Origin of the sequence: Candidatus Defluviilinea proxima (assembly GCA_016721115.1) — a bacterium.
Taxonomy (GTDB): domain Bacteria; phylum Chloroflexota; class Anaerolineae; order Anaerolineales; family Villigracilaceae; genus Defluviilinea; species Defluviilinea proxima.
This window is the reverse complement of record JADKIW010000001.1, coordinates 1,433,338-1,454,134: the sequence shown is the minus strand read 5'-3', so window position 1 is coordinate 1,454,134 and position 20,797 is coordinate 1,433,338. Positions and strand designations below refer to the sequence as shown.

The 20,797-nt window shown below is 49.5% G+C and carries 16 protein-coding genes; 13 read left to right on the top strand and 3 right to left on the bottom strand.

Translation table 11 applies throughout. From position 1 onward, the window contains the following. The first annotated feature begins 264 nt into the window (after positions 1 to 264). Positions 265 to 2,556 (top strand): hypothetical protein, encoded by a 2,292-nt coding sequence (locus tag IPP66_06875; GenBank protein ID MBK9925002.1) that lies wholly within the window; start codon positions 265 to 267, stop codon positions 2,554 to 2,556. 4 nt (positions 2,557 to 2,560) lie between these two features. Here IPP66_06875 and IPP66_06870 read toward each other — a convergent pair whose 3' ends face one another. The 3 genes from IPP66_06870 to IPP66_06860 all read right to left on the bottom strand — a co-directional run bounded on the left by IPP66_06870 (position 2,561) and on the right by IPP66_06860 (position 9,005). Next, positions 2,561 to 3,817 (bottom strand): glycerate kinase, encoded by a 1,257-nt coding sequence (locus IPP66_06870; GenBank protein MBK9925001.1) that lies wholly within the window; start codon positions 3,815 to 3,817, stop codon positions 2,561 to 2,563. An 85-nt stretch (positions 3,818 to 3,902) separates the two neighbouring features. After that, entirely contained in the window at positions 3,903 to 8,228 is a 4,326-nt protein-coding gene (locus IPP66_06865; protein ID MBK9925000.1) for an ExeM/NucH family extracellular endonuclease, read from the bottom strand. A gap of 270 nt (positions 8,229 to 8,498) precedes the next feature. Then, complete coding sequence (locus IPP66_06860) at positions 8,499 to 9,005, bottom strand: DUF3597 domain-containing protein (GenBank protein MBK9924999.1); 507 nt, start codon at positions 9,003 to 9,005, stop codon at positions 8,499 to 8,501. Between the two features lie 212 nt (positions 9,006 to 9,217). Here IPP66_06860 and IPP66_06855 point away from each other — a divergent pair, with 212 nt between their 5' ends. The 12 genes from IPP66_06855 to IPP66_06800 all read left to right on the top strand — a co-directional run bounded on the left by IPP66_06855 (position 9,218) and on the right by IPP66_06800 (position 20,768). After that, positions 9,218 to 9,664 (top strand): hypothetical protein, encoded by a 447-nt coding sequence (locus IPP66_06855; protein ID MBK9924998.1) that lies wholly within the window; start codon positions 9,218 to 9,220, stop codon positions 9,662 to 9,664. Between the two features lie 112 nt (positions 9,665 to 9,776). Further along, a complete protein-coding gene (locus IPP66_06850; GenBank protein ID MBK9924997.1) occupies positions 9,777 to 10,529 on the top strand; it encodes a hypothetical protein in 753 nt (250 codons plus the stop codon). A gap of 152 nt (positions 10,530 to 10,681) precedes the next feature. Beyond that, on the top strand, positions 10,682 to 11,296 hold the full coding sequence (locus tag IPP66_06845; protein ID MBK9924996.1) for a helix-turn-helix transcriptional regulator: 615 nt from the start codon (positions 10,682 to 10,684) through the stop codon (positions 11,294 to 11,296). A 38-nt stretch (positions 11,297 to 11,334) separates the two neighbouring features. Then, the gene (locus tag IPP66_06840) at positions 11,335 to 12,078 is read left to right on the top strand and encodes an ABC transporter ATP-binding protein (GenBank protein ID MBK9924995.1); all 744 of its coding nucleotides are present in this window, start codon (positions 11,335 to 11,337) and stop codon (positions 12,076 to 12,078) included. 1 nt (position 12,079) lies between these two features. Beyond that, positions 12,080 to 14,644, top strand: a complete 2,565-nt coding sequence (locus tag IPP66_06835; GenBank protein MBK9924994.1) for an ABC transporter permease — start codon at positions 12,080 to 12,082, stop codon at positions 14,642 to 14,644. Positions 14,645 to 14,671: 27 nt separating this feature from the next. Further along, positions 14,672 to 15,901, top strand: coding sequence for an ABC transporter permease (locus IPP66_06830; protein ID MBK9924993.1), 1,230 nt, complete (start codon positions 14,672 to 14,674; stop codon positions 15,899 to 15,901). A gap of 112 nt (positions 15,902 to 16,013) precedes the next feature. Next, complete coding sequence (locus tag IPP66_06825; GenBank protein MBK9924992.1) at positions 16,014 to 17,231, top strand: ABC transporter permease; 1,218 nt, start codon at positions 16,014 to 16,016, stop codon at positions 17,229 to 17,231. Positions 17,232 to 17,242: 11 nt separating this feature from the next. Continuing rightward, the gene (locus tag IPP66_06820) at positions 17,243 to 17,938 is read left to right on the top strand and encodes an ABC transporter ATP-binding protein (GenBank protein ID MBK9924991.1); all 696 of its coding nucleotides are present in this window, start codon (positions 17,243 to 17,245) and stop codon (positions 17,936 to 17,938) included. Positions 17,939 to 17,994: 56 nt separating this feature from the next. Continuing rightward, complete coding sequence (locus tag IPP66_06815) at positions 17,995 to 18,828, top strand: efflux RND transporter periplasmic adaptor subunit (protein MBK9924990.1); 834 nt, start codon at positions 17,995 to 17,997, stop codon at positions 18,826 to 18,828. A 12-nt stretch (positions 18,829 to 18,840) separates the two neighbouring features. Then, entirely contained in the window at positions 18,841 to 19,659 is an 819-nt protein-coding gene (locus IPP66_06810) for an efflux RND transporter periplasmic adaptor subunit (protein MBK9924989.1), read from the top strand. Between the two features lie 69 nt (positions 19,660 to 19,728). Beyond that, positions 19,729 to 20,283, top strand: coding sequence for a GNAT family N-acetyltransferase (locus IPP66_06805; protein ID MBK9924988.1), 555 nt, complete (start codon positions 19,729 to 19,731; stop codon positions 20,281 to 20,283). Further along, positions 20,280 to 20,768: a prolyl-tRNA synthetase associated domain-containing protein gene (locus IPP66_06800; GenBank protein ID MBK9924987.1), complete on the top strand. Its 489-nt coding sequence runs from the start codon at positions 20,280 to 20,282 to the stop codon at positions 20,766 to 20,768. The genes IPP66_06805 and IPP66_06800 overlap by 4 nt, the downstream gene beginning before the upstream one ends. Positions 20,769 to 20,797 lie beyond the last annotated feature (29 nt).

The window sequence follows — 20,797 nt, the reverse complement described above, 5'->3', positions numbered from 1 at the left end:
TTTCAAAGTTCTCAAAAGATGTTTTTCATATACTGCACAATACTCGCTCTTTGTGCAATTCTTGCGTTAACTAGCTTTTTGATCTCTCCCTCGGAATCAGGCAACGCAATATTTTTAGGGCTATCTATCACACGGCTCCTACTTGTGCTGGGGTTGTTTACTGTTTTTATTTTCTTTTCTCTACTGACGATTAGATCTGCTAAAGACCAAACTTGGGCGGAGTCGACATTTGAAGAATGGTTCGGCAATGGACGATTTGGAAGTGTGACAAGGTGGTTGGGTGGAATCAGCTTCGGGGTCGGTTGGATCGGGGTTTTCGTCCCAACGTATTACGCAAAGGGATTGGAAAATTACTGGATACGTCTTCAGCCAATAATATTGTTCATCCTGCTTGCAGGCATAGCAACTTTGGTAATGATCTTTGTAAGTAGGAAAAAATCCCCTATTGATTTGAAAATCCTTCGAGGAAGTGTCTTTCTTTTTCTTGCCAGTATGGTTGTGCTGGCATTTATGTTATTCAGCAAAACCGGCGTCTTTTCTTTAGAGGATTTTTGGTATGGCGCCGGGGTCCCTATCCTTGCTGGACAATTGATCGTGGCGATCATTGGCGGGTTGTTATTTTTACAGGTGGAGAAGAAATGGACATTCAAGAATTTTGATCTTGCTATATTCTTTCTGATCTTTGTAGTAACAGCATTTTTATGGGCACGTGAACCTTTGCAAAAAAGCTTTTTGTTTGCCGGGCCTTATCCACCAAATCAGACTTTATATCCATTTGCTGACGCATTTGCTTTCGATGTGGGAAGCCAGTTCGCATTGATCGGGCAAAAGCTTTTCTTCTATAACACATTCTTCTTTGAGCGCCCTCTTTACTTAAGCTTTCTACTTTATCTGCATACCTTCTTTGGACAAAACTACGAAACTTTGATGGCCGCTCAAGCAGGGATCTTTGCGATCTTACCTGCGCTTATTTATTTAATCGGAAGGTCGTTCAACCTGCGATCAGTGGGATTCGCCGCCGCACTTGTCGCAATGTTGAGGGGCATCAATGCGATCGCGGCTAGCAATATGATCGACATGGCCAATCAAAAAATGATCCTGACAGATTTTCCTGCGGCAATTGGCGTGGCACTTGTTGTTTTAATAACTTGTGAATGGCTGAAGGCACCGAAAAAAAATCAGCATTACGCTTTATGGCTGGGCGGGGCATTAGGTTTCACGTTGATGTTACGGACAAACGCATTGATGCTTTTAGCGCTTCTTCCGTTATATGCCTTTTTCAAATTCGCCCCTGATTGGAAAGGATGGTTGCTCCATTCCTTTCTGATCCTTTTCGCAGTGATAGCGATCACGTTGCCTTGGGAGTTACGTAACCGTTCCCTCGGTGGGCAAATGTACGGCCCCATTATCACTAAATTCCAAAATGTCATTGACCAACGATATAGAACATCGACAAGCGTCCCTGTCCCGATAGTCCCCACAACACAGGCGTCTGTATTGCAAAGCACACACTTGATTTCGATCCTATATCTAGGCAACGATCCTGTACAGGATGTTACGGTGTGTTCTTCAGTGACCTGTTTTGTCCCAACTCATTTTCTACACAACATTATCACTTCCCTATTGATCCTGCCCACATCGCCAGTTATGGACAATTTACGACATGTGATCATGGCCAATCCCTATTGGAGTCCCAGTTGGGATGGAGTATTTCCTCCGTGGACATTATTCTTTTTTGTTTTGAATGTATTCTTTGTTATTTTAGGAATTGCCCTTGCATGGGATCGGAATGGTCTTCGTGGTATTGCCCCTCTTGCCATCTTTATGTTTTACAACCTGGCCAATGCGTTCGCACGCACTTCTGGCGGAAGATATATCGTCCCCATGGATTGGATCGTTACGATCTATTTTCTGTTGGGTGTTTTTCAAGTGATATTTTGGGTTGTGAATTCAGTAGGCACCGACTGGAAATTTAAATCCGATGGCACAAAAGATACAGCCGGCAACCAACTCACATTAACCAAACTTTCAAAATCTGTGGTCGTTGTTGTCGCTTTACTAGGTTTCGGCGCGCTTATCCCACTTTCCGAAACATTACACGTTAAACGTTATCAAGGTTTCTCTGTTGAACACATCATCACGGAAAACAAACAGAATCTAGATGCTGTCGGACTCGATACGCTTTCCATTGATACATTCCGTAAAAGCCCAGACGCAATGATCCTTGTTGGCCGTGCGTTATACCCGCGTTCCTACAAAAAGGATCAAGGGGATCCCTTCTTCTACCCAACGGTCAAAATGCCGTTTCCGCGCACAACGTTCACCCTGATCGGTCCAGATGGAGAACATGGGATTATTCTACCTGGAAGCACGTCAGAGTATTTTCCCCATGCTAGTGATGTTCTTGTGATCGGCTGTAAAAGCACAAAGTATCTTGATGCCCTTGCGGTCATTATCTTGGACGAAAATCGTTCTACATATATCCGAACGCCATTATCAAACTTACAGTGCCCACTGCAACAACCTGTGTGTGACAACAATTCCAATTGCGAATAAAACATTACAGCGCAAACATAAATACTAAATCATTGACATTTGTACCTGTGGGGCCGGTTCGGATCAAATCGCCTAACGCATCGAAAAAAGCATACGCGTCATTTCTGGACAAATAGTCTGCCACATCAACCCCAAGCTTTTCTGCCCTTTGAGCGGATTCACCTGTCACAACCGCACCGGCCGCATCTGTAGGGCCATCTTCTCCGTCAGTGGCGAGTGAGATCAAACACACATTCTCCAAATCCTTGAGTTCGTTTACTACGGCCAAAGCTAGCTCCTGATTCCTCCCGCCTCTGCCGTTACCTTTTATGGTAACGGTGGTTTCTCCGCCTGCGATCAGGCAAAACGGACGTTTTCTTTTTGCAATTGCATCACGAAGTCGTTGTGCCAACATCGCCCCAACTTCACGCGCTTCCCCTTGTAATTCATTCGTCAATATTTCAGTATCAAAACCTTCACGTTGCGCCTGCTCCATTGCGGCTTGCGCAGCGAGTTTGTTGTCGCCAATAATAATATGGAATCCAGAAGCTTGTTTCTGGAAAGGCGAGAGCGAGTCTCGTGATTCTAAAAAGACTCGAATTGAATCTGGAACCTTTTCTTCAATCCCATATTTCTTCAAAACATTGAGCGCATCCTGTCGTGTTGTTGGGTCGGGAATTGTCGGCCCTGATGCAATTGCTTCGAGCGGATTGCCGATCACATCCGAAAGAATCAAGCTGATAACTTTTGCCTTTGTGGCACGCGCCAGACCTCCGCCCTTGACGCGGTCAAGTTGACGGCGTAGTGTGTTGATCTCGTCAATACGTGCGCCACAGGCCAGTAAAAGGGATGTAAGGGTTTGCAGATCTTCGATGGGAACATAAGGCGCGGTCATTAAGGCAGAGCCGCCACCTGAGATCAGGCAGACGAGCGTGTCATCTTCATGCAAAGCGGCAACGAATTCAAGGGCGCGTTCACCAACGCGGAGCGAATCCAAGTTTGGGACCGGGTGCCCGCCTAATAGTACGGGAAACAGGTTGAGGTCAGATGGTGATGCGTGTTTGCTGATGGCGAGCTTGCCAGAGAGCGGATATGCTTCCGCAAGAGCTTTCAGCATGGGGATGGAGGCTTTTCCAATTCCTAACCCATAAACATTACCATTGAGATCTGGCAGGTATTTTCGTACTGCATTCGCCGGGTCAACTGCATTCAATGCAGAGGATAAGACTCGTAAGATCCGCGTGTCACTCAGGCTGTGTGTTACAAAATGATTGGGGGGCATATTAGAAGAAATGGGAGCGCCAGTATTCGCTGACGCTCCCATTGTAATCGATAGGCTACTTCACAAACTATCGTGAAGAAACCAGCTAAGGAAGTGTTACATTCCCACCACTAAAGTTGTCGAAGAAGGTACTGGTGGAATTGATGAACCAGAGACCGATATTCCCGCCTCTAGTGTTAAAGAAGGTTTGGTCGGCAGAGTTCATTGTCACTCGCCCTACTTCAATACCATTTTTGAAGATCACCACTTCGCCTGTTGCCAACGCCTGTGCGCCAAGTTCATCGCCATTCGCAAAGGTAACTGGGATGCTGGGGTATTCAAACCATGTCAGTGTGGAAGGCAGGAAGGTGTTGACGTTCACACTATTTGTGGGAGCGTTATAGAGTACTTCGATCGCACCCGCACCCCAATTGGGAGAGATGCCGCCTTGTACTTTCAACAGCAAGTCCTGCTCTCTACCTGCTGTGTCTACTGTACTCAAAAGTACACTGGCTTCCTGGTTAACTCCAAAGGCATTTTTCCAATAGATCGCGCCGTTGCCTCGCACATCGACCTTATTGCTATCGATGCGATACAAACTGGTGCTTGTTGAACCTTTCCAGTTTGAGCCTAGTGAGCCATTCGCACGGTTGAAGTTATCCAAGATGGATGTGACATTTTTAGCCAGAATGACTACGGTGTATTCATTACTGCCGTCGTCCTTGTCCATAACCTTTCCACGTACGGTGTAAAGTCCATAAATGGGGAAGGTGCAATTGGCGGTGGCGTTTGTCCCACTGGTGGCGTATGTTGCAGAAGCCAGGGAACCACCAGTGCAATCAAACGCATAGTGGAAACCAGCCAGTGTATCGGCACTGGAAGGATCAAAAGCGCCGCTAAACGATATACCAAAGGGCGTTCCTTCGTTTACTACAGATGGAACATTCAAGATTGCCGTTGGGGCAACATTGGAAACATCTACAGTTGTGCTTGCAATTGCGAAGAGATTGCCCGGGTCAGTGGCCTTTACTTTGACCGTGTAACTGGCGGGTCCATCCAAAGTATCAACTGCAAAGTTGACAGATTGGCCGGCAGTTTCGAAGGAACCGTTATTGTCGAGATCCCAACTATAGGACAGGCTGTCGCCATTCGGGTCGGAGCCAGCCGCACTGAGTGTGACCGATCCGCCTTCAGACGCCGAGTATGGTCCACCGGCATCAACCGTAGGAGCTGCATTGGGAACGAGGCCAACAACAACAGGATCGTGATCAGAGGTGCGATAGGCATTTACTTCGTAGAGTGCATCCTGTGCGGCGGGCTTGAAGGATGTGTCGTAATCCAGCACATCGGGTTCGTCAGAGTTGATGTGCCAATCGGCCGCGCCGGTAACCTGAGGCAGCAGGCTTGCACTTGCCAAGGCATGATCGAGATAACCAGCCTGTCCATCGAACGTGTAGGAGTAGGCATATGCGCCGTGGAAGTTGGAAATCAAGTTCGTGAAATCATCGCTGGTACCGATGGTATCGTCTGAACCGGCCTTGATCTCATCGATTGCATCTTCCTGAGCATAAGAGTTCAGGTCACCCATGATGATGAAATCGGGGTCCCCACTACCGGTTGGGTCAGTAGCGAGCCAATCCACCAAAGCTTTGGCGGCGTTGCGGCGAGTCTGGCTACAGTTACCCTGACCATCAAGAAGATCCAGATCACCAATATCGTCACAGGCAGAACCCTTGGATTTGAAGTGATTGACCACTACAGTGAAGCGTGCGCCGGTCGCATTGACTTGGAAAGTTTGTGCCAATGATGGGCGGCTCTTGGTATCAATGAAGCGGGAGTCAACCGCTGATGTGAGAAGCTTGAAATCACCAACCGGTGTAACACTAGCAGGGCGGTAGATCATACCCACCTTGATCGCGTCAGTACCGATGGTGCCTGTATTGATGTAGGCATAATCAGGTAATCCGGACACGATGCTATTCAAAGGTTCAACACCAGTCGAGTTCTCCAATTCGTTCAAGCCAATGATATCGGCATCCAAACCAGAAAGTGCTGTGAGGAGCTTGTCACGTTGACGAGTGAACTCTAGAGGTTGGTCACTATCCCAACCACGGCATTCCACGCTATTAGCGGGGCCACACTTGTTATCCAACGCACCCGATGGGTAATCTGCTGTAACAAAGAAGTTGAGCGTATTCATCGCGGCGACGCGAAGGGTACCGCCCACAGCTTCAGGAGCAGTAGTACGTGGGTTGACCGCGGTATAGTCTGCCGGTCCCGTTGGGATAATACGATAGAGGCTGAAATCGTACCCAAGCACACCGACCGCGTTTTGTACTGTATCACCACCTCGGAAGAGGTTGCTCAACGAGAATGGAAGTCCATTCGGGTGGCGAAGTGTGGATGGGTTTTGCGCGCTCTGCACATCGTCAAGTGTGATGCGGCTGAGAGCATTCGCAGCAGCGCGAGCATTGGCTGCCGCACCCGGTTCATCAACCGCCGTACCAGTGAATGGACGGGTTTCGCCAGCCAAAGGCTGAGCTAAAACGATTTCGCCAAAGCGGTCGTAGTTAAAGTATTCTGCGATCACCAATGGTTGTGGGAAACGCACAGACATACCCTCGTAACGTTCGGGGAAGTCCGCATTCGCAAATGGCAAAGTTACATCAGTTGCGGCAACTGAGCCGGTACCGCAGTTGACAATATTCGCGGCAGTGACGGCAGCAGTATTACTATTGGAACCATTGAGAGTGGTCTGGTTGAAACGCTCGCGGGCAAAGCCAGTCACACGTACTACCTGCCCCACGCTGACCAAATCAGAGCTACCCGTGTAGACGAAGATACCATCGGAGGTTGTTGCATCACCATCACCGGTTAAGTCCTGAATATAGAAACCGGAAGCGGCAGCAGTCCCTTCAAAGTCGCCGACCACAACACCCTTTGTAGAAACATTGCCGGTAATGGCGGCAGAGAGCCCACTACCTTGAATGGAGTAGATCGGTGTGTAATCAGAACAAACATCATAAGCAGTGAAACCAACGACAAAATTGAGAACCATATTATCAGGCGGATCATTTCCATCCTGATCACTGACCTGATCCGACAATACCGTCAATGTACAAGTTTCGCCATTAACAAGCGCGATACCCGGATCAAGCATAAAGGTGGTCGGTCCACCACTAAACGAGGTGGTTACGCTTCCGCTTGTAGAACAAGATAATGTAAACCATGAAGTAGAGACATTGACTGGCTCGTTAAACGTCACAGTGAGGTTGGAGCCAACCGGGAAGTTTGTAGCACCATCAACAGGGAAGGTGCTGGCAACTTCTGGCGCTACATCGGCCGCATCATCATTGAGGATACTCCCAACACCTTGTGCATCTATAGCTGACGCACCTGTCACATTCGAGACATTGACAAAGAAAGCATCATCCGCTTCGTTTGCAAGATCACCATTTACCAAAACACTGAACGAGTAGCTTGAACTACCAGCAAGAATCGTTTGTCCTGTCAAGGAAGCAGATGTGAAGTCGTCAGGAGAAGTAGCAGAATCATCCTGCGTGGCAATATCAAAGGTCACGCCACCCACACCAGCTGGCGACGAAAGATTCACATCGAAAATGAATGATGTTGTGCCAGAGTTTCCTTCGCTCACAGAGACATCGGTAATAGTTAGATTTGGAAGGGTAATGGAACCACTTGGAGTGAGCGATAAATTGTCTACTGCGAGACCATCGTCTGCACCTGGAGCAATATCAGTGTCGTTCCACCGAATCCAGAAAGAAGCGCCATTCGGAATGCTCAACCCCGTGATCGAGAAACTCACAGAGGTCTGATTTCCCGATGCATTGCCATTCAATGCACCTGACGCTGTATTGATATTTGAACTGTTGTAATCGAGACTGTTATAGTCAACCCAGGTGCCAGTTGTCAGGCTGGTTGCATCAGTACTCAGTTGAAAATCGAGGCGATCCGCAGCATTGCGATTCGCTACACCGGCACGCCACATTTCACCGACATAAGAAACATCAAGCGATGTTACTGTACTACCAGTGTTATTCGTGAATTGTGCACCAATAGTAGGTGTCAATGTACCGCTAAACAAGGTACCAAAAGCACGTTCTGTAGTAGCGGCAGCACCAAAGCTATATACATCCCCGCCTGTGCCTGAACCGGTGCCTGTATTGTATTGTCCATTATTCGCTGAACTGGATCCTACCTCGTTTAGGTACCATCCATCAAGTGCAAGGGTATTTGCTGACCCTGTGTTAGAAAGGGTATCAAAGTCTTGGGTATATGCACTTCCCAAGGTAGTTAGACTTATAGAGCCGGATCCCCCACCAAGAGCCAGTGCATTCTGTACAGGCAACGCACTGATCACCAACGCCAGTATGAGCGCCAGTGAAAATACTTTCGAAAAAGTTTTTGTCATGTTTGTTTCTCCTCAAACAAAAGACGATATGAAATTGAACAATATATTATGCCAGGTTGCGATGATTTCTTTATTATTTCTGTTGCAAGCACCTCCTCACACAATGCCAGAAAATTCGATACCAAACGAGTGCAACTTCCCACTGATTAGATCAATTAATTCTATGTGAAGTCAAATATAAAAACAAGGTACATAGAGCCTATTGATGGTTATATCTCAAACAACAGCGTGGACCTTATAAGGTCCACGCTGTTTGTAATTTACTTTGTATTAGTCCAACAATTCTTTCGGAATGTTGCCGCCGTTAGCCGCGATCTGCTTCAAAACTTCTTTGTGAAGCCAGACGTTCATCTTGGCTGAGTCACCCATCAGGTCGGCAGGACAGCCCAACTCGGTCGCCAGTTCCTTGCGGGCTTCGAAGCTACTATCGATATCAAGTAGTTTGAGCAGATCCACAATGGATACCTTCCAATCAAGCTTCTTGCCTTTGGCAAGTTCCTCAAGGTGTTTGACTACATCCACCTGAGAGATTGCCTTAGGAGGCATCGACTTGCCAGTGGACCCAGCATAGGCAGCGGGTATAGCAGGCGAAGCAGGAGTTGCAGGCGCAGCAGGTTTGGCAGGTGTAGCGGGGGCCGCAGGTTTAGCGGGAGTTGCCGCTACTGCCTGAGGAGCCGCAGGTTTTGCAGGGGCGGCAGCCGCAGCAGCTGTGGCACCAGCAACTTCATCTTTCTTGCCAATACCGATCTTCTCGAGGATTTTACTGAAGAGACTCATGGTTCAAATTCCTTTCATTCATACATGTATGAATATCAAAATATTTCAGGGAACGCCCTGATTTCACAAATAAGATTATAACATTTGGCTCGCTTGCACACGTTAACCTTTTATAAACAAAAAGATTTTTTGATAGCCATATGAATTCATTTTGATTTGTATTTGTTCCATAAATATTGTATAGTTGTGCAAATTATAAAAAGGAGATTGTTATGCCAACCCCTAATACCCCCGCAACATCTGCAGGAATGGTCAAATTCTCAGATAAATTGACCGGCTCACTCAACGACATTACCAAGATGATCAACGAACACAAGGTTATGATCGACTCGATACAAGATGTCGCGCTTGAATTGACCAACTCTATTGGCACGCTTCATGCATTGACAGTTAAGTACGCCGGTATTGCGAATAACATCCTCGATGGGTTGCTCCCCATCGTCAAAGGCTTGCCGATCATCCCCAAAAACATCGTGGATTTGCTTGTAAATCTTGAGAGTATGACGCAAAAGATCATTGACAATGAAGCTCATACATCCAGGACTATTTCTGATGTGCAATCCGGGTTAAAGACAGGCGATGTGAATAAGATCAAAGGTCACGCAGGCGAATTGCAGAGTTTGACAAAAGCCCTAAGCAGTATTCTGCCCGGCAAATAAACCGCCGAATATATTATTACAGCGAGGCGCAAAACCACTTCGCATGTCACAAGTACAGTCAACCCTAAAAAAACTCTGGACCCGCGACAGCAGTATCTTGCTGGGCGGGTTCATGCTTACTATTTTCCTTATCGTTTACATCTGGTGGCCGCTCGCGGAGGAATATCTCAAGTACGTCGACTGGCACGGCCCGTGGTGGCGATATATGGACTGGTTATTGCTTGGCATTTTTGCATTCATGTCCATCACGATCATGGCCCATGCAAATCTCAAAACAGATCTGCTCATTATCTTCGTCGGTATCTGCGGAGGGTTGGCAATTGAATCATGGGGCACGCAAACGAATCTCTGGCACTATTACACCGCTGAACGCCCGCCATTGTGGATCATCCCAGCGTGGCCGATTGCATCTTTATCCATTGACCGCATTACCCGCTTCATCAATTGGATGATCGAACAACGTCTCAAACCGACCAGTTCTCGTTCCATATTTATCATTTTGTATTGGATCACATTCGCATCTTTTCTGGCCTTGATGCTGATCTTTGTTTCCCCAACCTTTGACAAGTCCTTTACCTGGTTCGCGTTGATCTTGTGTATTCTCCTCATCTTCACCCCAACAGACCATCGCTTTGCACTACTCACTTTTGTAGCAGGCTCAGGGTTGGGATATTACCTTGAGTTATGGGGCACTACCCGCGAATGCTGGACTTACTATACGAATCAAACACCGCCCTTATTCGCAGTCCTTGCGCATGGGATGGCGGCTGTCGCCTTTTGGCGGGCGGGATTAATGCTGAAATTATTCTGGGGGAGATTCGGCTTCTCGAAGAAACCTCAGGCTAAAGTTACGAGAGAAGCGTAGCTCGTAATCTGCCGGATATTCTTCCAAAAAAGACCTCGGTTTTCGGGGTCTTTTTTTTATCCAAAGCCTCTTGACAAAAAATAGTAACTCGTATATTATTTTGCGCGTTGCATAATTAGTAACCTGTATACTATTTTTCAGGAGAATTCTCTTTGTCGGTCAGAAATGCCATTTTAGGATTGCTCGCTCAAAAATCCCGCCATGGATATGAACTGCATGCGGCCTTCTCGGCTGTCGTCGGTGAAGCCACGTGGGATGTGAAGCCTGCCCAGATCTACACCACGCTGGAACGATTGGAAGAGTCGGGGCTGGTGCAAACCAAATCGGACTTGGGCGAGGGCCGCGAACCAGACCGCCGCATTTATGCCATCACCCGGGATGGACGTGATGCCTTGAAGGGCTGGTTCGATGATGGCGTGCCCACGGAACATCAACGTGACGAGTTCTTTGTCAAGTTGATGATCGGATTGGTCTCCGGAGAAGCGGACCCGGCGCGCATTATCCAGACCCAACGCTCACGCCTGTATCAGGAACTGCACGATGCCACGGCCCAACGGGATACACACGACCCGCAGATCGAAATGGCACAGATCCTGCTGACCGACAAAACCATCATGCACCTCGAAGCGGATTTGCGCTGGCTGGACATGATCGAGATGCGGCTGGAAGCGATCAAAGGCCAGCCGTTCCCCGAGCCCGAAATACGGCGGCGCGGACGTCCAAAAAAGGAAACGAAAGAGCATCTGCCTGCTGATGGCAAAGAATAATCAGGAAATTGTTTTTATAGATGGAACGGAGAAACATCATGTCTAACATTCAAGTTGAAAAATTGACAAAAATATACGGCGCTGGTGTTACAGCGATCACCGCACTTGATCACGTCAACGTTACGATCAGGGAAAGTGAATTCGTTGCCATCATGGGCCCCAGCGGATGCGGCAAGTCTACGCTGTTGCATTTGCTCGGCGGGTTGGACAAGCCCAGCGAAGGAAACGTACTCATCGGCGGACATAATCTGAGTGACCTCAATGACGATCAGTTAACAGAACTGCGCCGTCGCAGGATCGGTTTTGTATTTCAGTTCTTCAATCTCATTCCGGTCTTGAATGCTTTGGAAAACGCCGCTCTGCCCATCACGCTGGATGGCGTGAAACCGGCCGAGGCGAAGGAAAAAGCCACAGAATGGCTGACCAAATTCGGGCTTGCGGATCGACTCGCGAATCGTCCCGATCAACTCTCCGGCGGGCAGCAACAACGCGTCGCCATTGCCCGTGCTCTGGTCGCTGACCCTGAACTGATCCTCGCTGATGAACCCACCGGCAATCTCGATACACGCTCCAGTGATGAGATCGCAAGTTTGTTGCGCGATGTTTCAAAACAATACAAGCGCACTGTAGTCATGGTGACACATGATCCGCGCATTGCCGCTTATGCCGACCGCATCATCTTCCTCAAAGATGGCAAAGTCGTGGATGAAACACTGCTTGAACGAAAGAACGGCAAAACCGCAGACTTCGTGGCAGGTAAAGTAAAGGAAATGGGAGATTGACATGAATCTCCAACTCACTCTCGCCGCCCGCTATCTCACTGGGCGAAAACTACGCACATTTCTCACCACCCTCGCGGTCATTTTCGGTGTGGTGGTGATCTTCGGCATGAACATCATCATGCCGACCATGCTCAATGCTTTACAGGTCAACGTGCAAAGCGCGGAAGGTGCTGTAGATTACAGCGTCACCCATGTTTCCGGTGAAGCATTCCCGCAAACGGTCGCAGACAAACTGCAGGGCGCGGATGGTGTCCGCGTGTATGCACCTTCTTTGGCACGCACCATCAACATCCCTGCGGATTTCTTCGATAAGGATTCAAACAAATCAGATAACGTGACAGCCATTTCGCTCATCGGGATTGATCCCGATGCAGAACGCTCGTTGCGCGCTTTTCAAATGATGGAGGGCCGCTATTTACAAGCCGATGACTCCGCCTCCGCTTTGATCTCACGCACACTCGCCGACACACTTAAAGTGAATGTAGGCAATACCTTCCGCATCCCAAGCGTGGACGGCACGACGGAATTAACGATCGTCGGCATCCTCCCTGCCAAGATCGCGCCGGGCAACGAGACTGTATGGGTCAACCTGCCAGATGCACAAAAAATCACTGACTCGTCTGGCAAGATCAATACGATCAACATCAACACCGAAGCGATGGCGATGGAAGAACGCCGCGCTGAGGTGCAAGCAAATATCGAAACCACACTAGGCGACCAGTATCAGGTCGGGACATTGCTTACAGGCACAGAGATGTTCGCTTCGCTTGAGCTCGCGCAGACGATGTTCAACGTCTTCGGTGTGCTCGCGCTTTTCATGGGCGGGTTCATCATCTTTAACACATTCCGCACCGTGATCGCCGAACGACGCCGTGATATTGGTTTATTGCGCGCGCTTGGCGCAAATCGCCGCACCATCATCGGCATCATCGTTGCTGAAGGTCTCTTACAAGGAATCATTGGGACAGGGCTCGGATTAATTCTTGGCTACCTGTTTGGCTGGGGAACCATTCGCCTCGCCGAACCTTTCATGAGCCAATTTGTGAATTTAAATCTTGGCAACCCTGTGATCTCGCCGTTGCTTTTCTTCGGCTCGATCTTCCTGGGCGTGGGTGTCACAGTTACGGCTGGGTTGATCCCCGCGTTCAACGCCAGCAATGTGACCCCGCTCGAAGCGTTGCGGCCGTCAGTGGCAGAAACGCAATTTGACCGGCAAACAGGCATCGGCTTCGTAGGAGGCGTGATCATCATCGTGCTTACGGTTATCGCCATTCTCAGTGGTCAACCTGCATTCATCATCCCCGGTGGATTTCTCTTCCTGCTTGGTTTGGTGTTGATCGCCCCGGCGTTGGTACGTCCATTCGCATCTATCTTTGGTCGAGTGATCGCGTTGTTCTATGCAAGGAAAGGCATAGGTGAACTGGCACAGGGCAACATCACACGCCAGCCTTCGCGTGTGGCAGTGACTGCCAGCACCAGTATGTTGGCACTCGCGATCATCGTGGCCATCGGCGGCATGATCTCAAGCCTGACGTTTGTTCTGTATGACATGATGCGCGACAACCTTGGCAGTGACTACATTTTCATTCCGCCCGCCATCGCACTGTGGGGCAGCAATGTAGGTGCAAAGCCAGAGTTTGCTGAACAACTCAAAGCCATTGATGGCGTGGACCAGATCAGCACGCTTCGTTTTGCCAACGCGAAATCGAACGGTCAGGCGATCTCCATTTTGGGAATTGACCCCGTCTCTTACCCAGCCGTATCTGGTCTCTACTTTCAAAGCTCTCTCTACGCTGACGACAACTCTGCCTACACTTCCCTTGCAGAGGGACGCAACATCATCGTGAACGGCGCCTTGTTGGTCGGGCTTGGCAAACAAGTCGGAGATACCATTGATCTTGTCACACCCAACGGCACGTTGACGTATCGCATCGTTGCCATGGGTACCGATATGCTCAACACGAAAGTGGTCACAGGCTACATATCGCAAGCTAACCTGCAAACAGATTTCGGCGCAACAGACGATGTGTACCTTCAACTGAACTTAAAGAAAGATGCGGACCGTGTTGCCGCAGATAAAGCTATTCGCGCTCTTGCAGAAAACTACCCGACCTTCAAAGTGGTCTCCGGCACGGAGTATTACGAATCCCTCCGCTCACAAATGGACATTGCATTCAGTGGTTTGTATATCATTTTCCTTTTACTCGCCGTTCCGTCATTGATCGCCATGGTCAACACGCTGACCATCAGTGTCATTGAACGTACACGCGAGATCGGCATGATCCGTGCGGCAGGCGGCACACGCAAACAGGTCCGTACGATGGTTGTAATAGAAGCCTTGTTGCTCGCAGCGATCGGCACCGCCTTCGGCATTTTAGGCGGACTGTATCTCGGTTATGTCATCGTTGTTGCCATGGCTGGTATCTTCCCGTTGGGTTATCTCTTCCCTGCAAGCGGAATTTTGACAGCCATCGCCATCGGTTTATTGTTCGGTGCGTTCGCCGCGATCATCCCGGCAAGACAAGCTGCAGGCATGAACGTAGTGGAAGCGCTACGGTACGAGTAAGAAAAACTTTTCGAAAGGAGATCATCAATGATCTTATATTTAAAACTTGCCTGGCGTAACGTGTGGAGACAACGCCGCAGGACCTTCCTGATCGCCATAGGCATGGGTATCACGATGGCCATGCTGGTGCTGTACGATGGCGTGGTGGCCGGCTTTGAACAAGCCATCTACGGCAATGCCATTCAATTGCTGGGAGGTAACGTGCAAGTCCATGCGCCCGGTTATAACGAAAAAGTGGGACGCAAACCCCTGCTCCCCATGAATGCCCCGGATGCGATTGTCGCAGCCGCAGAGTCACAAGCAGAGGTGGTTGCCGCCTCGAAGCGTATTATTACTGGTGGTCTGGTAACCAACCGCGAAGGCGCGTTTGCAGTTTCCGTTGTTGGCATCGAACCGGAGAAAGAGTCCAAGATCAGCCCGGTAGCAGACAATATTTCAAAGGGAGATTACGTCTCTACTGAGGATGGAGACCTGATCGTAATTGGTCAGGGACTTGCCACTGCGATGAACATTGACGTGGGCGACCGCATCACGATGGTTGCCAACTCAAAGAACGAGCAAGAACGCCAGCGTACCATGACCGTCAAGGGCATCTACGATGTCGGTGTGCCGAATGTAGAAAAAGCCACCATTTACGTGTCTCTTGCTGAGGCACAGGCCCTGTCTGGGTTGGATGGTCAGGTGACAGAGATCGTCGTTTCATTGAAACAGATCGGTCAGGAACCTGGAGTGATGGATGCCATCAATACAGCCGCGCCCGGTTATGAAGTAACCAGTTGGGAGACCAGCATCCCTGAATTGAAAGAGACGCTGGAAATGAAGACCGGTGTGATGGGTGTTTTCGGCACCTTCATGATCGGGATCGTTGCCATCGGTATCCTCAACCTATTGATGATGGCCGTCTTCGAACGCACCCGTGAGATCGGCGTCATCGGCGCACTGGGATTGAAACCACGCCAGATCACACTCATCTTCCTATTGGAAGGGATACTGATCGGTATAGCCGGTGCGGTGATCGGTGCCGTATTGGGCACACTCATTTACAGCATACTCGGTTATTACGGCATGGACTACAGCGCATTCGCCAACCTGACCGAATACACCGCGCTCATCAGTGGACGCATTTACACCAGTCTAGTGCCGATGAAGATCCTGAAGCACGCGCTGACAGTTGCCATTATCTCTGCGTTGGCCGCTTTGTACCCTGCCATTCAGGCGTCACAGCGCGAACCAGCGGAGGCGTTGCACTACGTTTAATAAAAAAACCTGACAGGTTTCCGCAGAACCTTTTCTGGAAAAGCTATGCAGAAAACCGGTAAGTCTGCTCGTTAGACACCTAGAGAAAACCTGTCAGGTTTGGAGAATAACTATGATCAATTATTTCAAAATGGCTTATCGTAATTTAGGCAGACATCGCCGCCGCTCGTTCCTTTCGGGGTTGGCACTGGCACTGGGGACCGCCCTATTGATGTTCATCGGCGCCTTCTTTCAAGGTGAAATGCGCAGTTCCATGGAAACCACACTCCGCCTCAACAGTGGGCACATCCAGGTCCGTGATGCGGACTATGACCCCGACAAACTCTCTGTCGCGTGGGAGTATCTGATCGAAACCCCGGAGCAGGTTGCAGCGCAGATCGAAACGTTGGATCAGGTGCAGACTGCAACTCCGCGTTTGAACGCGAGTGGCATCATCTCCATCAAGGATGATTCCATCGGCGTCGAGATCATGGGCATTGACCCTGCTTCGTCTGCCAACGATCCGTATCGCACACTGGTCGATGGTGAATTCATCACTGCTGATGACCGTGAAGGGATCCTGATCGGTTACCCATTGGCAGAGAGTTTCGGGTTGAAGGTCGGCGACCAGATCAACCTGCTCGTCAACACATCCGATGGCACAGTGGATGAGCAAATGTTCACCGTGCGCGGTATCTTCACCACTGGCACCAGCGCCTACGATAAAGGCGTTGTCCTTCTGCCGTTGGCAAAGGCGCAGGCTTTCTCGGGTGCAGGCGACCATGCCAGTATGATCTTTGTGATGTTGAAAGACCGCGAAGATGCAGATGCCGTTGCCGCCGCGATTCCCAGCACGGGCTTCCAGGTCAAAACATGGAAAGAGTTAAATGAACTGCTCGTGTTGATCAACGATTTTTCGAATGCCTATATCACCTTCATCAATCTGATCGTCTTGGGTGTGACGGCCATCGTCATCATAAACACACTGCTTATGTCCGTCTTTGAACGCATGCGTGAGATCGGCATCCTCAGTGCCATCGGCATGAAAGGCAGACAGATCATCACGCTATTTATCGCGGAAGCAAGTCTGCTGGCATTGGGAGGCGTCACATTTGGCGCATTGACTGGCTGGGGGCTTGCCACTTACTTTGGCAAGGTTGGCATTTACTTTGGAGATCTCGGCATCAGCGGCGGGATGGTCCTGCCGGACCGCATCTACCCGTACCTGACGCTTGATACAGCCATCAATCTGATCATTACCGCGTTCATTGTTACCCTGCTTGGGTCGCTCTATCCCGCGCGGATGGCATCCCGCATGGAACCTGTAGAAGCACTGCACAGCGCACAATAAAGGAGAATAAAATGGAAGTCGCAAAATTAACAGATGTCACCCGTGTCTATAAGATCGGTGAAGTACAAACACATGCCTTAAAAGGCGTTAGCATAACCATCAATGATGGTGAGTTCACATCCCTCGTTGGGCCTTCGGGCTCGGGCAAGACCACATTACTGCAACTCATCGGTTGTCTCGATAAGCCGTCCTCCGGCAAAGTGGTCATCGACGGTAAAGAGACCACAAATCTCAACCGCAACCAGCGCGCAGATTTAAGAAAGGGCACGATCGGATTCGTATTCCAGTTCTTTGCCCTTATCCCTACCCTCACTGCCTACGAGAATGTGGAGATGCCGCTCCTGCTCAACGGCAAGAACGCGGCACAACGCAAACAACGCGTGATGGAATTGCTCGAAGGTGTGGATATGACCGCTCGTGCGAATCATCGTCCCGACCAGCTCTCCGGTGGACAACAACAACGCGTCGCTGTCGCCCGAGCGCTTGCCACTGATCCCAAACTGATCCTCGCTGACGAACCCACTGCCAACCTCGATACAGAAAACGGCGAGCAGGTCATGCAAATCATGAAGAAACTCAACAACGAGACCGGCACCACCTTCGTCTTTGCCACACACGATCCGCGTGTCATCAAATATGCCAATCGTGTCGTTACATTACAAGACGGCCTGATCGTAAAAGACGAAAAGGTCAACGGAAAATCCTAAACATAGAATGCATGTGTAGGGGCCTGATCTCTGCACATGCGGAAGATTGAGTAAGAATGAAGAATGTATATTTATTAATAACGATCATTATCGCATTGGTGCTATCTGCCTGCGGCTCACAAGCCACAGCCACTCCCATCCCAACACTTGTGTTGGACGGAAGCAACACCTCACCGAACGATAACCAGACCAGCAGTGCCAATTCCATTTCTGCCGCTGCGGTCATCATCCCTGTCACTAAAGCCAACCTATCCTTTTCCGGCACAGGAAAGGTCACTTCGGTCAATGTGCAGGCTGGGGACCGGGTCGAAGCGGGACAGGTGCTGGTCGAACTGGACACCACAATCCTCGAAGCAAGAGTGAAGGAAGCCGAAGCGAATCTTGCATTTGCAGAGATCGATCTCAGCCATTTGATCCGCATGACCGGCTGTCAATCGAAGGGATGCGCTCCCAGTTATCAACATATCGAAGTGAAGGAAAATGAGGTGAAGCGCGCGCAAGCGTTGGTCGATTCAGCGAAAGCGGTTCTCGAATCGCAATCGAATCTGACAGCTCCTTTCGCAGGCGTAATTGTCTCTGTTGACATCTCCCCCGCTGAAACGGTCACCCCCGGACAGGTTGTCATTCTATTGGCCGACCTCTCACGGTATCAGATCGAAACCACCGACCTGAGCGAACGTGATGTGACAAAAGTACGCGACGGGCAATCCGTTTCCATCTTCATCGAAGCATTGAACGAGAAGTTCAGTGGCAAAGTAACTGACATCGACCGCATCGGCTCGACGCTCGGCGGTGATGTAGTCTTCACCGTGACCATCGATTTCGACAAACAGCCGCAAAGCCTGCTGTGGGGCATGAGCGCTGATGTGAATATTGAAGTTGGCGAATAAGGTGGTGGAGCAATGAAAAGAAATCGCACGTCACGTTTTCAACGTGACATCACGTGGATATTGCTACTGCTTGTTTTGACATTTACGGTCGTCGGCCCCACATCGCCGGCACGGGCATCGGATGACGCACAAAATGGAGTTGTAACCGCATCTGCCATCGCGGTCCCTGCGCAGATCACACAGATGGGTTTCCTCATTTCAGGTTCTGTGAAGGAAGTGCTTGTCAGCGAAGGCGAAGCGGTGGACACGGGCCAATCCTTGATCGTGTTGAATACACCAGACCTTGAATACGCCGTGATCGCCGCGGAAGCCGCATACAAATCGGCGGCAGGGAATGCGGAAATTCAAAGATACAAACGAGTAAAGGTGGTCGAGAAAGGAAAAGAAAAATGGGAAGTTGTGCATCCGGAAGTGCGGCAACTCGCCGATACTCAGGCGTTGCAAGCCCAGATCGCATGGGAGATCGCGAAAGCCACTCTTGAACAAAATGGATTAACCGCGCCCTTCGATGGAACGGTCACATCTATCGAAGTCATGCCCGGCGAATTCGTGGGGCAGGGACAGGCGGTCATCACACTTGCCACATTGGATAACATGCTCATTGAAACCACCGATCTGAGCGAACGCGACATTCTAAAGGTCAAAGTTGGCGACCCTGCATCTGTGTTCGTGGATTCTTTGAACGAAACGATCAACGGAAGGGTCATTCGCATCACGCCGCGTGCCGAGGATCGCGGTGGAGACATCATCTTCAAAGTGACCATCGCGCTGGATGAACAGCCGAAGGGCCTGCTCTGGGGAATGACCGCAGAAGTGAGGATCGGAGAATAATCTGAAACATTGTTCAACCAACAGGGACGTGGAATATAATCGCCACGTCCCTGTTTTTATTTATAAGCTATGAATATCATTTCTTTTCCATCTGACAACGAAAACATCATTCACCAAGCCGCACAACTTCTTGTGAATGCCTTCTGTGAGCATTGGCCTGACGCATGGCCCACACTGGAAGATGCATTGAAAGAAATTCATGAAATGCTCGATGAGGAACGCATCTGCCGTATCGCAGTGGATGAAAACGGGAATCTACTTGGTATCATCGGCGGTATCCCAGAATACGATGGCCACGTATGGGAATTACATCCGCTGGCCGTGCAACCTGATCTGCAAAAGCAGGGAATCGGTAAAGCTTTGATCGAAGACTTCGAAGAACAAGTCCGAGCAAAAGGCGGCCTCACGATCACTCTTGGCTCAGACGACGAAGATGGCATGACATCGTTATCGAATGTTGATCTATATGAAAATCTTTGGGACAAGGTAAAGAACATCCGTAACTGGAAGGGGCATCCCTTTGAGTTCTATCAAAAGATGGGATACATCATTACTGGCGTGGTGATCGATGCAAACGGAAAAGGCAAACCCGATATCATCATGTCAAAGAAAGTGAAATCATGACCGAACAGGAATTTCTGGCATTCCTCGATGCCAATCATTTTCAATATCTTCGCACAGAGCATCCTGCGGTATTCACATGCGCTGAAGCGGAGTTGCATCGTCCAGATGTCCCTGCCGTGAGCACGAAGAATCTTTTTTTGTGTGACAAGAAAGCGCGGCGATTCTTTTTGGCCGTGACTGCTTGCGAGAAGACCGTAAAACTGGATGCACTGGCTTCGCAGTTGGGCGTCCCCCATTTGAAATTTGGTTCAGAAGAAAACTTGATGCGCTTATTGGGAGTCACACGCGGTTCAGTGACGATGATGGGGTTGGCGAATGATACAGAACACGTTGTCGAGTTATGGATCGATGCAGAGATCTGGAACAACGAATATTTTCAGAGCCATCCGCTTGTGAATACCGCCACGTTGGTTCTATCGAAACTAGAGTTGGAACGATTCTTTGTGTTGACGGGACATGAGGTTCATCTGTTTATCGTAGAATAGAATTTAAAATCACACAGAGGCAAAGGGAA

Bases quoted from the DNA above. Each gene is read 5' to 3' on its own strand.
- IPP66_06870 (MBK9925001.1), bottom strand. From the start codon at position 3,817: ATGCCCCCCAATCATTTTGTAACACACAGCCTGAGTGACACGCGGATC.
- IPP66_06865 (MBK9925000.1), bottom strand. From the start codon at position 8,228: ATGACAAAAACTTTTTCGAAAGTATTTTCACTGGCGCTCATACTGGCG.
- IPP66_06860 (MBK9924999.1), bottom strand. From the start codon at position 9,005: ATGAGTCTCTTCAGTAAAATCCTCGAGAAGATCGGTATTGGCAAGAAA.
- IPP66_06855 (MBK9924998.1), top strand. From the start codon at position 9,218: ATGCCAACCCCTAATACCCCCGCAACATCTGCAGGAATGGTCAAATTC.
- IPP66_06850 (MBK9924997.1), top strand. From the start codon at position 9,777: ATGCTTACTATTTTCCTTATCGTTTACATCTGGTGGCCGCTCGCGGAG.
- IPP66_06840 (MBK9924995.1), top strand. From the start codon at position 11,335: ATGTCTAACATTCAAGTTGAAAAATTGACAAAAATATACGGCGCTGGT.
- IPP66_06835 (MBK9924994.1), top strand. From the start codon at position 12,080: ATGAATCTCCAACTCACTCTCGCCGCCCGCTATCTCACTGGGCGAAAA.
- IPP66_06830 (MBK9924993.1), top strand. From the start codon at position 14,672: ATGATCTTATATTTAAAACTTGCCTGGCGTAACGTGTGGAGACAACGC.
- IPP66_06825 (MBK9924992.1), top strand. From the start codon at position 16,014: ATGATCAATTATTTCAAAATGGCTTATCGTAATTTAGGCAGACATCGC.
- IPP66_06820 (MBK9924991.1), top strand. From the start codon at position 17,243: ATGGAAGTCGCAAAATTAACAGATGTCACCCGTGTCTATAAGATCGGT.
- IPP66_06815 (MBK9924990.1), top strand. From the start codon at position 17,995: ATGAAGAATGTATATTTATTAATAACGATCATTATCGCATTGGTGCTA.
- IPP66_06810 (MBK9924989.1), top strand. From the start codon at position 18,841: ATGAAAAGAAATCGCACGTCACGTTTTCAACGTGACATCACGTGGATA.
- IPP66_06805 (MBK9924988.1), top strand. From the start codon at position 19,729: ATGAATATCATTTCTTTTCCATCTGACAACGAAAACATCATTCACCAA.
- IPP66_06800 (MBK9924987.1), top strand. From the start codon at position 20,280: ATGACCGAACAGGAATTTCTGGCATTCCTCGATGCCAATCATTTTCAA.